Source organism: Streptococcus sp. HMSC065H07 (assembly GCF_001837325.1).
Lineage (GTDB): Bacteria > Bacillota > Bacilli > Lactobacillales > Streptococcaceae > Streptococcus > Streptococcus salivarius_H.
On record NZ_KV832038.1, the window covers coordinates 150,413 to 162,486 of the forward strand.

The 12,074-nt window shown below is 39.6% G+C and carries 12 protein-coding genes; 10 read left to right on the top strand and 2 right to left on the bottom strand.

Features of this window, described 5'->3' with window-relative positions; genetic code table 11:
• Positions 1-9 precede the first annotated feature (9 nt).
• Both HMPREF2637_RS06870 and HMPREF2637_RS06875 read left to right on the top strand, forming a co-directional pair.
• Positions 10-267: a DUF896 family protein gene (locus HMPREF2637_RS06870; protein WP_064524819.1), complete on the top strand. Its 258-nt coding sequence runs from the start codon at positions 10-12 to the stop codon at positions 265-267.
• 169 nt (positions 268-436) lie between these two features.
• The gene (locus tag HMPREF2637_RS06875) at positions 437-1,828 is read left to right on the top strand and encodes an amino acid permease (RefSeq protein ID WP_064524821.1); all 1,392 of its coding nucleotides are present in this window, start codon (positions 437-439) and stop codon (positions 1,826-1,828) included.
• A 70-nt stretch (positions 1,829-1,898) separates the two neighbouring features.
• On the opposite strand, the gene HMPREF2637_RS06880 is transcribed toward HMPREF2637_RS06875, so the two are convergent.
• Complete coding sequence (locus HMPREF2637_RS06880; RefSeq protein ID WP_064524823.1) at positions 1,899-2,534, bottom strand: hypothetical protein; 636 nt, start codon at positions 2,532-2,534, stop codon at positions 1,899-1,901.
• Positions 2,535-2,840: 306 nt separating this feature from the next.
• Between HMPREF2637_RS06880 and HMPREF2637_RS06885 the strand changes: the two genes are divergently transcribed.
• Complete coding sequence (locus tag HMPREF2637_RS06885; RefSeq protein WP_064524825.1) at positions 2,841-4,742, top strand: beta-glucoside-specific PTS transporter subunit IIABC; 1,902 nt, start codon at positions 2,841-2,843, stop codon at positions 4,740-4,742.
• Between the two features lie 36 nt (positions 4,743-4,778).
• Here the strand turns inward: HMPREF2637_RS06885 and HMPREF2637_RS06890 are convergent, their stop codons facing one another.
• Positions 4,779-5,537, bottom strand: a complete 759-nt coding sequence (locus HMPREF2637_RS06890) for a peptidylprolyl isomerase (protein WP_002886160.1) — start codon at positions 5,535-5,537, stop codon at positions 4,779-4,781.
• Between the two features lie 287 nt (positions 5,538-5,824).
• On the opposite strand from HMPREF2637_RS06890, the gene HMPREF2637_RS06895 reads away from it, so the two are divergent.
• The 7 genes from HMPREF2637_RS06895 (at position 5,825) to HMPREF2637_RS06925 (ending at position 12,073) form a co-directional block, all read left to right on the top strand.
• The gene (locus HMPREF2637_RS06895) at positions 5,825-7,210 is read left to right on the top strand and encodes a hypothetical protein (RefSeq protein ID WP_064524827.1); all 1,386 of its coding nucleotides are present in this window, start codon (positions 5,825-5,827) and stop codon (positions 7,208-7,210) included.
• Positions 7,211-7,544: 334 nt separating this feature from the next.
• On the top strand, positions 7,545-8,051 hold the full coding sequence (locus tag HMPREF2637_RS11555) for a hypothetical protein (protein WP_225791444.1): 507 nt from the start codon (positions 7,545-7,547) through the stop codon (positions 8,049-8,051).
• Between the two features lie 397 nt (positions 8,052-8,448).
• Positions 8,449-8,685: a hypothetical protein gene (locus HMPREF2637_RS06905; protein ID WP_064524829.1), complete on the top strand. Its 237-nt coding sequence runs from the start codon at positions 8,449-8,451 to the stop codon at positions 8,683-8,685.
• A 21-nt stretch (positions 8,686-8,706) separates the two neighbouring features.
• Complete coding sequence (locus HMPREF2637_RS06910; RefSeq protein ID WP_060972501.1) at positions 8,707-9,174, top strand: helix-turn-helix transcriptional regulator; 468 nt, start codon at positions 8,707-8,709, stop codon at positions 9,172-9,174.
• Between the two features lie 86 nt (positions 9,175-9,260).
• Complete coding sequence (locus HMPREF2637_RS06915) at positions 9,261-9,590, top strand: hypothetical protein (protein ID WP_064524831.1); 330 nt, start codon at positions 9,261-9,263, stop codon at positions 9,588-9,590.
• A 223-nt stretch (positions 9,591-9,813) separates the two neighbouring features.
• On the top strand, positions 9,814-11,052 hold the full coding sequence (locus HMPREF2637_RS06920; protein WP_064524833.1) for a CD20-like domain-containing protein: 1,239 nt from the start codon (positions 9,814-9,816) through the stop codon (positions 11,050-11,052).
• 115 nt (positions 11,053-11,167) lie between these two features.
• Positions 11,168-12,073, top strand: a complete 906-nt coding sequence (locus tag HMPREF2637_RS06925) for a LysR family transcriptional regulator (RefSeq protein ID WP_022496606.1) — start codon at positions 11,168-11,170, stop codon at positions 12,071-12,073.
• Position 12,074: the final 1 nt, after the last annotated feature.

Below are 12,074 nucleotides of genomic sequence, written 5' to 3' on the forward strand. Positions count from 1 at the left end.
GGTTTTATTATGACACCTGAAAAAATTGCTCGTATCAATGAGCTTGCCAAAAAGAAAAAAACAGAAGGCTTGACTCCAGAAGAAGCAGTGGAGCAAGCAAAACTTCGTGAAGAATACATTGAGGGCTATCGTCGCTCAGTTCGTCACCATATCGAAGGAATTAAAGTGGTTGACGAAGAGGGTAACGATGTGACACCTGAAAAACTACGTCAAATACAACGTGAAAAAGGTTTGCATGGCCGTAGTCTCGATGATCCTGAATCATAATAACGATGAACAAGGGTTTGGAAGTTTTCCAAGCCCTTGTTTTGAAGTATAAAATTCTGAATATTCTGTATAAAAATTGACCAATTATTTCAAAAATGGTAAAATATAAGTTATGTTAAAAAATGGCATGATTCAATGAGTCGTGCTCAATAGAATTGGAGTGAAAAAAATGTCGCAAAAGCAACATCATAAAGACGACGACAACCAGACTGAGAATGGGATGGTACGTGGTCTTCAAAACCGTCACGTCCAGCTGATTGCCATCGCTGGTACGATTGGTACAGGTCTCTTCCTCGGGGCAGGGCGTTCTCTCTCCCTAACAGGACCTTCAATCATCTTAGTATATATACTAACTGGTATCTTCATGTATCTTATGATGCGAGCAATCGGTGAGATGCTCTATATGGATCCTGACCAGCACACCTTTATCAACTTTATTACCAAATACCTTGGTAAGGGCTGGGGATTCTTCTCGGGTTGGTCTTACTGGGTATCACTTATTTTCCTTGGAATGGCAGAAATTACGGCCGTATCAACTTATGTCCAATATTGGTTCCCAAGTTGGCCTGCCTGGCAGATTCAGATTATCTTCTTGCTTATCCTGAGCTCGGTTAACCTGATTGCGGTTAAGATTTTCGGGGAAGTTGAGTTTTGGTTTGGGATGATCAAGATTATCACCATTCTTGCTCTTATCGCAACAGGTATCTTCATGGTAGCAACCAACTTTGAAACGCCTGCTGGACATGCTAGCCTTGCCAATATTACACACGGCTTCCAGATGTTTCCTAAAGGTTGGGTAAGCTTTGTTATGACCTTCCAAATGGTCTTCTTTGCCTATCAAGCCATCGAATTTGTAGGGATTACAACTTCTGAGACAGCGAATCCACGTAAGGTCTTACCAAAGGCAATAAAGGAGATTCCGATTCGTATTGTCATCTTCTATGTGGGTGCCCTCATTGCCCTCATGGCTATCTTCCCATGGCAAAAACTTCCAGTTAATGAATCACCGTTCGTAACGGTCTTCCAAATGGCTGGTATCAAGTGGGCAGCAGCCTTCATTAACTTTGTTGTCTTGACAGCAGCGGCTTCATCATTGAACTCAACACTTTACTCTACAGGTCGTCACCTCTTCCAAATTGCTAAGGAAACACCAAATAGTAAAGTCATGAAAGCTTTGAAGCTAGATACTTTGTCACGTAATGGTATTCCTTCACGTGCCATCATTGTTTCAGCCATTGTGGTATGTGTTTCAGCCTTCATCAATGTCTTGCCTGGTGTATCTGATGCCTTTGCTTTGATTACCGCATCATCATCAGGGGTCTACATCGCTATCTATATCTTGACCATGCTTGCTCATCTCAAGTACCGTAAATCTCAAGAGTTCATGGCAGATGGCTTCCTTATGCCAGCCTACAAGATTCTCAATCCATTGACTATCCTTTTCTTCATCTTCGTCTTTGTTTGTCTCTTCTTGCAAAAGTCAACAGTTGTCGGAGCTATTGGAGCAGCCATCTGGATTGTCGTATTTAGTATCTATAGTAACTGGAAACACAGTAAATAAATCAATTTAGCTCACCTTTATGGTGAGTTTTTTGTTGCAAAAAAAGGACACAAGGTGTCCCAGTTATTAGTTATGCAATACTTTCTTGGTTTCCGTGGTGAAAGAAGCCACCTAAGAGGCCTTTGCTACGATGAAAAATAGCAGGCTTATGATCGTTGTGTGAACGACCATTAACATCAAGTTTAGCCCATTCAAGAGCCTGGTAGGCATTTCGGTCTGAAACTGTAGATGTCCCAATATAGCTATAAATACCTGCCTGAGCAAGAATAAACCCTTGTAGTTGACGAATATGCTCATCATTGAGTGCTTCAGAAAAATGGATTTTAACTGTCTTATAAGTCAAGGCTTGGACAGACTCAACGATAGGTGATTCTGCTAGGAGGTGCAAAAGTTCTAGATGCTTAGTAAAGTACTTATCATAGTCCATTGGAAGAATGATAGTATGGGCAATCCAATCTTCCAAGTTGGCTTTGGCTTTCTTACTGAGACCTTTTGCTGTGATACTGAGATTATCTATATTGAAAGGAAGCTGGTCGATGTGAGCAGTGTTCGAACCATATGCCTTTCTGAAAAGCGGTGTACTTGATAGAATATGTCCAGTAGGGGAAATAATAGCCAAGGCAGTTTCCTTGGTTTGGTAACCAAGCTTGTGGCATTCCATGCTAGCGTATGTATCTTTAAATTCAATAATTGCTCTTGTTTTCATCGTGTAACTCTCTTTCTGTTAGTTTATAAACTAACAATAGTTTATCATGACTTATACTCTTGGTCAAGAATTTACCTCGAAAAACAAAAAACAATTATGTAAGGGCTTGCAAAAATGTTTGGACTCTGATAAGATAGAACCATAGCAAAAGGATTGTTACTGGTCAGCAGGCAAAACCTAGATAAATACGAAAAACTAATGGGAGTAGTGTATGCTCATCCCAATTGGTTCTTGGTATTTATTTAGGTTTTTTTCGTTGAAAAAGCCTCAAAGAAAACTAGGATCCTAGACAAGAAAGGAGCCCCTATGGCTAAATATACTGAATTAGCTGAGGACATTATCAAACACGTTGGTGGCAAGGAAAATGTCAATAACTTGAAACACTGTGTGACACGTTTGCGCTTTGATTTGAAAGATGAATCTAAAGCAGATGATGACTACCTTAAGAACCGTGACGGCGTTGTTACTGTTGTTAAGGCAGGTGGACAATATCAGGTAGTTATCGGTAACCATGTGCCTGATGTTTATGCGGAGGTCCTCCAGGTTGGTGGTCTTCCAGCAGGTGGAAGTCTTGATCTTGATGAGGGAGATGCACCAAAGGGTAATCTCTTTGACCGCTTTGTATCTTTGGTATCAAGTATTTTCCAACCTTTCCTTGGTCCATTGGCTGCGGCCGGGATTATCAAAGGGGTAGTCGCTATCATGGCGGCATGTGGCCTGTCAGCTGCGACAAGTCCTATGTATGTTATCTTGAATGCAGCGGGGGATGGTTTCTTCCAGTTCTTGCCAATCTTGATTGCCTTGACATCAGCTCGTCGTTTCAAGGTTAATGAGTTTACAGCTATTGCGGTTGCAGGAGCACTTGTTTATCCTGATATTGCTACGCTAGTGACAGCTCTTCAAAAGGCAGGTCAAGGTCATGTTCTAGGGGTTATTCCGTTTACGCTTCCTGCAGGGGGTTACCTCTCAACAGTAATGCCTTCTATCTTGGCAATCTGGGTGGCTTCTTACATTCAAAAATTCTTTACTAAGATTACTCCAGATGTCATTAAAGTCTTCGTAGTACCTTTCTTTACATTGCTCATTACGGTACCATTAACATTCTTGGTGGTGGGACCAATTGCCAATGCTTTCTCTGATGGATTGACAAGTCTTTTCCAAGCAATCATGAACTTTAGTCCGATTGTCTTTGGTCTTGTACTTGGTATCCTATGGCAAGTCTTGGTTATGTTCGGAATGCACTGGGCGCTTGTTCCCCTTGCTATCTTAGATGTGGCAACAAACGGAAGTTCTACGATTCTTTCAGCAGCTATCCTTCCATGTTTCACGCAAACAGGTGTATTGGGGGCTATCATGCTTAAGACGAAAGAAGAAAAAGTCCGTACCATCTCTATGCCAGCCTTCATTTCATCTATTTTTGGGGTGACAGAACCTGCTATCTATGGGGTAACCCTTCCAATGAAAACGCCATTCTACATTTCATGTGGTGTTTCAGGACTTATGGGGGCTGCCATGATGGCCTTAGATATTAAGATGTATTCAATGGGTGGTCTGGGTGTATTTGTCTTCCCAAGCCTTATTGGGCCTGACGGTAACCTTTCTAAAGTTATCTTTGCCATTATTATTGCCATTGTGGGTGCTCTTGTATCCTTCCTTATCCAACTCTTTGCACCAGTACCAACTCTTTACGGTGGTGGGGCAGCTAAGGTTGAGGAAAAAGCTGAAGAAGCTGCACCTGCTCCTAAGGAAATTCAACAAGAAATTATTGCGAGCCCACTTATCGGGAATATTGTCCCACTTGACCAAGTTCCTGACCAAGTCTTTGCCTCAGGAGCTATGGGTAAGGGTATCGCTATTGACCCTACCGATGGGGTAGTGGTCGCACCAGCTAAGGCAACGGTTAATTTAGTCTTCCCTACTGGTCATGCGATTGGTTTGACAACTGAAAATGGTGCAGAGCTTCTCATTCATATTGGTATGGACACTGTTTCTCTTGCTGGTAAAGGATTCAAGACCTATGTGGAAGCAGGTGAAGTTGTAGAAGCAGGACAAAAACTTATCGAATTTGACCTAGCAACTATCCGAGAGGCAAAATTACCAGTCATCACACCAGTCATTGTGACCAATACGGCTGACTTTGATGATGTCTTAACGACTAAAGAAGCTCGTGTTAACACTGGTGATTATCTCCTTACCGCTGTTAAATAAAAAAGAAATCCGAGAATCAACTTCTCGGATTTTTGTTTATTTGAATTTGTAGTCTTTAACGACTTCAACGGAATTAACCGTTACATTCTCTTTTGGTTTACTGTTGTCATCGACTTCAAGGTTAGCGATGGTATCAACGACATCCATGCCTTTGATGACTTGTCCAAAGACAGTATATTTGGTATCACCAGCTGGGTAACCACCTTTTTTGTAGGCGTCAATGATAGGTTTTGGATAGCCAGCATTTCCTAGTTGCTTGCTTTGATCGTCCTTGTTTTGAACAATGTAGAATTGGCTGCCGTTTGAATTCTTAGCACCAGTATTGGCCATGGCAAGTGCGCCACGGATGTTGTAGAGGAATGGTGTAGGCTCAACAGCGAAACCTTTCTTCCAGATAGATTCTCCGCCAGTACCGTCACCCTTAGGGTCGCCACTTTGAATCATGAAGTCCTTGATGACACGGTGGAAGGTAAGACCATCATAGTATTTGTCCTTTGCATGTTTCAAGAAGTTTTCAGAAGCCTTTGGAGCAAGTGTAGGGAAGAGTTTGACTGTGATATCACCCTTTGAAGTGTGGAGGATAACTTCAGCTTCGTCCTTACCAACCTTGTCTGACAACTGTGGAAAGGCATCTTTTCCAGATTTTTGGGCTTTTTCTAATTGTTTAGTGAATATCTTATTATCAACATAAGCATCTCCACGAACGGCGCGTGCGATGTTCTCACGAAAGGCAAAACCTAGGCCTGCGATAACAAGTACAATAATTAATGGAATGTACTTTTTAATGTTTTTCATATATAACTCCTTTGGTGCATTATACCTACTATTGTAGCAGAAAAAAACCTTTTGGGAAACGGTTAACAGAGGTCTTTAAATATGGTAGAATGGAACTATCAACAAGAAAATGAACATGGGACTAGATATAGGGAAAGGTTGCCTCAGGCTAAAAAGTGAGGGCTGACTTTTGGAAGGACGCATGCTACTTGCTCTTATCAGAGATAGGTGTCTAAATTCTAACTATAGAAAACTTCGCTAAGCTGAAGGGGCCTCTTGTTTGGATTTCTTGAAAAAAGGAGATTTTTATGTCAACTAAAGCAGAATGGGCTGAACTCTTTGAGTCGGTACACGGGCGTAAGCCTAGCCCCCAAGAATTTTTGGATGCTAAAGCAGCTGACTTTGATACAAGTGCTTTGGCTGCTCAAGCAGCATCTGTAGAAGCACCAGCTAATGAACCTGTCGCTGAAGAAGTAGCTCCAGAACCAGTTGCTACTGAAGAAGTCACAGAACAAGATGACATCGCAGATGTAGCTGAAACAGCTGAGGATGCCGTCGCAGAACAAGCAAGCAGTGAATCACCATTTGGTGCAGAAGCTTTCTCAGAAGCACCTGTGCAACAACCAACCCCACAATTTGATTCAAGCATGTTTGAAAAGGCACCTATCTCTTCAGCTCAAGGATTTGGAACAGTTCCTAATCCAGCAGCAGCTGGCTCAGCAGATAAACCTCTTTTCAATCTTATCTTGCCAATCGTTGCGATTGCACTTTCAGTAATCATTGCAATCTTGGCATGGTTTGTAAGTCCTGCTTGGCTCTTCATCATCTTGACAGTTCTCGCAGTTGCAGTGGCAGTTGTTTCACTTGTCTTTAGCCTTAACTCAAGCAAGAAATTGCTTTCAATCATCGCAACAGGTGTTGCTGGTCTCATGCTCTTTGTTTCTATTGGTGGTTTGATTTTCCAAATCTCTCAAAACGCTAGTGACAACACAAGCTCAAGCAAGACATCAAAAGTTGCTGATAAAGACGATGATGACGCTGACAAGAAAGATGATGACAGCGATTCAAAATCTGACTCTAAATCTGATTCTAAATCTGATTCAAAAGGTGATAGCACTGACGTCAACGATTACATTGACAAAAATGCTAAATTTGATTGGAATGAATCTAAGTTCAAGAAGTTGAAAGCAGGTAAGGATACTGTTAAGTCTATCATCAAGACTTATGGTAAGGCTTCTGATGCACAAATCTCTGGTGATGAGATGAAGTTGAATTACTCTGGTAAAGACTATGGTGAAAGTGTTTACCTAAACTTTAAGAAACAATATGACGGTACATTTATCTTGTCATATGCTTCAGGTAGATTCCCTCAAGATAAGGTTGAAGTTGATCGCTCTTACAAAGCTGACTGGACAAAAGAACAGTTTGATGCTCTCAAGAAGGGTGATTACACTGATCCATCAAACGGTACGAAACTTGAAGATATCGTTAAGGATCACCCTAAAGCTTCAAGTGCAGAATACACAATCTCAACATCTCGTCAAGGTGAATTCAAAAAAGAAATGAGTATTTCTTATAGTGACTATGAGGCTGGAGATGGTAAACTCAAGAGTGTTTACTTGTCATTTGATACTAAAGAAGATGACGATACGTTCTACCTTACTTATAAATCAGGTCCAGATGGCGAGGATTAATTAAGGAACAGGAGGGGAAACCTTCCTGTTTTTTCTTGATAAAAGGAGAAAACTATTGAAATTCTTAAATTATACATTCGAGCAAAGTCAGTCTCTTGTCACTAAGTAGACCGTAGAAAAGCTCAATCAAAAAGGAAGCTGGAAACGATTTATTGGCTTGTTTATCACTTCAATTGTCATTTATTTCTTCTCTATTATCACACCCATGTTTATAAAAGGATTGACGCTTGATCAAAATCCAACATTTTCTTGGATTCAGTGGCCAATCATTCTTTTCTATGTAGTCATGTATCTGGTCTATCTTTTCTTTTCAATTAAGTACAGAAGAAGTCCAATGAAACTAAAATTTTGCACCTACTTTTACATGGTAGTCTTACTCGCTATCTTTACAGTAAGTGCCGGAATAATGATGATGACACGACGAAATATTGTCAGTATACTATCGGGAGCTATGTTTCTTCTTTCCATTTATTACTTGATTCGAACGGTTCCCCGTAAACTGAAAGAAGCCGTTCAAAATCAGACAGAGTTTAGCCCTATGGTAGCTCTTGTGACTGAAAAGATTTCGGATGGTTTGGTCTTTTTAAGTGGTACAGGGATTACAGCTGGACTGGTGCTTTTTGACCGCTCTACTGGAAGTGACGTTAGAGGGAGCATTGATGCGGTGTTGATGCCTATCATGCCTGCCATATTTGTCTTTGCGACTTATGTCTTTTCCATTGATTTGCTACGAGGTTATTACCTCTTCAAATACTCTGAGCAATATAGAGAGCAGTTTGACTACTCAGTTAAGGACTGGTATGGAGAGAAGTCGAAGGAGTATAGGAGGATGCAGGGTTAGGGTACTTCGAGAAGACCAACAGGTTTTGAAGTGAATTATAAGATTGATGGAAACGTAGCAAAGGATACTCAAAGTTAATGAAAGTGTAACTACAAAAGTATATACTTCAAAATATGATGGTCGCAGTCCAACGTTTTGGTCTCGAAGACAAACAGAAGTTTATGTAAATATAGACTTTAAAATAGTACGGCTTAATTATTATATAATTTTACTGTCTTTAGATTCTAATGTACTGCCATTTCGCACTTTTAAGAGGTAATATTCTCCTCGTTGCATAATGAAATGGGGCGTTGCACCCTAGTTTTTAAGGGAGTTGCGCATATTTTACTATTCGTTGCGTGCTTTTACTCATGGGTCTTGATAAATTTAAAGTAACAAATTTGAGGAGGTATTCTTAATGTTACAATTTATTAAGAAAAATAAAGCTAATTTTATATGGGTGCTTATTTTTGGATTAATGGGACTGATACTGAGACCTTTAGTTAATTTATTGGTTAATTTATCAAACGAATATCCGTGGGTTACGAGAATTTTATTGTTTCTATTACTCGTTGCTGTTTACTTTATTTATAAACATCCTCTCTATATAATATTAATAGTAATTTTGCTAGCAGAACCTTTTATCAAAGAATAGAAATAAGCTAGGGGTATTAAAATGGACATTGCTACGTTGATTAAAGAATATAGAACTAAAACGGGTATGACTCAGCAAGAACTTGCAGATAAAGTATTTGTTACTCGTCAGACCATTTCTAAATGGGAATTAGGAAAAAGTGAACCTGATAATGTTTCACTGGATTTATTATTTAAAGAGATGAATATTGAAAAAGAATCTCAAAAAGGCATTAAAGCTAATTTAATTAGCAGAAAAAATATTTTACTTACAATAATTGCCGTTTTATTCTCTCCATCGATACTTATTATTAGGCTATTGGTAGTTAAAATAGGCAAGATAGAAAATAAAAGATTAGTCATTTTGATTAATACCTTTCTCTTTGTAATAATTGGTATTTATATGAAGAGTTTAAAGGATAATGTATACTTTGGTTTCTTGGGAATTATTGCAATATCTTATAGCCTTTATAGTTTTTATAAGCTTAGTTTGGAAATCAAAAAGGATTAGATACCTAGATATACATATAAATATAAAAAACTACTCTTACTAATACTAGACTGTATATATGTGCAAGATTTCTAAAGGATGGAGTTATGTCAGTAATCTACTCAAAAGTAAAAATGTCAAATAATGTTTTTGAAGCTTATAAATTGGTAAGAAACTTTATGAGTATACCAATTGGAGAGATAAAAAATAGGATTCAAAAGGGAGAAGTTTTATTAGAATGTAATTTTCTAGATTTAGAGGAATTAATAAAAATTAGGACCCTCCTAGAAAGTCTTGAAACATTAGGTGCACAAATATATTTATACGAAGGAAATCACGAAGTAAGTATGGAATTCCTTAGTAATACAATTGAGTCATATAAGGGTATTGCTGAAGATAGAGAAAAGATAGATGAATTGATGTTATCTGATGAGTAATAAATAAACCATAATGTGAACTGCCCCCAAAAGTGTGACAGAGAAAATCAAACTTTAGGACTTTAGGGTACAGTTTTTTTCGTCTTCCATCCATTTTCATATTATATCTTGTCACTTAAGCACCTAAGATAGTCTCAAAAATTATCTCTTATATCCGACCTTATTTTCATAAGACTAGATTAAAGTATGATAAAATAAAGAAAAAGAGATAAAGGAGTCAGCTATGGCAACTAGAGAAGAATGGGTGCGTCACTTTGAGGACGTCAATGGTCGTAAACCAAGTCCTGAGGAGTTTATGGAGGCTAAGAAAGAGGGCTTTGTCATCGCTTCGGAGGAACCAAGTGCCCAAGTGTCTGAGCAGGTTGAGGCTCAGCAAGTGGATAGTTCTAAAACTACTGAAGAGGTGACAGCTGACTCAGTAGCAGATACGCAACTAGACGAAGTTCAGGTGACATTAGAGGAGGAGGCTTCTAAGCAACTGCCTGAGTTGAATCTGGAGAAAGAGCAAGAAAAAGAAACCCCAAAGACAAGTCAGATACCTTTGGAAAACCCTTATTACAAGCCAAAAGTAACCAAGAACAATGCTTTTGTTAATATTGCTTTGCCAATCATTATTCTAGTTTTGGGGATTCTATTTGTCATTTTGTCTTGGACGCTTCCTATCGGTTTTGTCTTTACCTTCCTTGCCTTCTTCCTTATCATTCTAGCTATTGTGACTTTGGTTTTGAGTCTGAAATCGACACGCAAGGCACTATCTATTATTGCCCTAGTCATGTCAATCATCTTCTTTATGACTTCGCTTGCTGGAGCAGGTTATCAAGCGGTGAAATATGTCATGAACCATGCTGAGCAGTTCCAAAGTGACGGTCACGATAGAGCTTATCTGTACATCGATGAGAATTATAAGTTTGACTGGACTGAGGATCAGTTTAAGGAGTTGAAGGTTGGTACTTTGACATTGGACGATGTCTTGGACGCTCATGGTAAGGCGACTGACGCCGAGTATAGTGATGCTTACGAGAAAGATAAACCAGATTTACTAGACCTTACCTATAGAAAAGAAAACACAGATGGAAACAACTATGTGCGTTTGACTTTTGAGATAAAAGACGGTGTCTATGTTTTGAAATCTGCCTCAGCAACCTTCGACTATGATAAGGTCAAAGAAGTCGATGACTATCATAGCAACTGGACAAAAGATGACTATGAAAAGTTGTCTGTAGGTACACAAGCTGATTTGCTTAAGGGGACACGACTTTCTGAAGTGGTTGAAAAACACCCAGAGGCTAGCTTCACTTATCATGAAATGACACAAACTGAACAGGGCGATCTCACTCAGTCAGTGAGTCTTAGCTACCGAGATTATAATCCAGAAAATGGTAAGGTAGATACTGTTCGTTTGACCTTCGACTATGACAAACGTGAAAACGAGTACTTCTTGACAGATAAATCAGACGAATAGGACTACTTTGTTAGTCATTCAAGCTCAGGGTTGCCTGGGCTTTTTAGTATCAACAAAAGAGGATAAAATCTGGTATAATAAAATTGATTGATTTTTCAAGAAAGAAGTGTCACAGATGAACATACAACAACTACGTTATGTCGTAGCCATTGCCAACAGCGGAACCTTCCGTGAGGCAGCCAGCAAGCTCTTTGTGAGCCAGCCTAGCCTATCAGTGGCTATCAAGGATTTGGAGCAGGAGCTGAATTTTCAAATTTTCACTCGTACAACGACGGGGGCTGTCTTGACCAGTCAGGGTATGACCTTTTATGAGCGTGCGCTTGAGGTGGTACGCAGTTTTGATAGTTTTGAAAATCGCTATCTCAATGCTTCTGAAAAGGGTAACCAGTTTTCGATTGCCAGCCAGCACTATGACTTTTTGCCACCTTTGATTACGACTTTTTCAGAGCGTTACCCTGATTACAAGGATTTCCGTATCTTTGAGTCTACGACCATTCAGATTTTGGATGAGGTAGCCAAGGGACACAGTGAGATTGGGATTATCTATTTGAATCGTCAAAATAGCAAGGGAATCCAGCAAAATATGGACAAGCTTGGGCTTGAGGCTATTGATTTGATTCCGTTTAAGACGCATATTTATCTCCGTAAGGGGCATCCTCTGGCTAAAAAAGAAAGTCTGGTCATGGAGGACTTGGTGGCCTTGCCTACGGTGCGTTTCACTCAGGAGAAGGACGAGTACCTTTACTATTCTGAGAACTTTGTGGATACGTCAGATTCGTCTCTTATGTTTAACGTGACAGACCGTGCGACTTTGAACGGTATCTTGGAACGTACGGATGCCTATGCGACGGGGTCTGGCTTCTTGGATGCACAAAGTGTGAATGGGATTACGGTGATTCCGCTTGAGGATAATTTGGATAACAAGATGGTTTATGTCCGTCGTAAGGGTATTAACTTGTCGTCTTGTGCTCTCAAGTTTGTCAATGTTATGTTTGACTACTTTGATACATACAAACCATAGG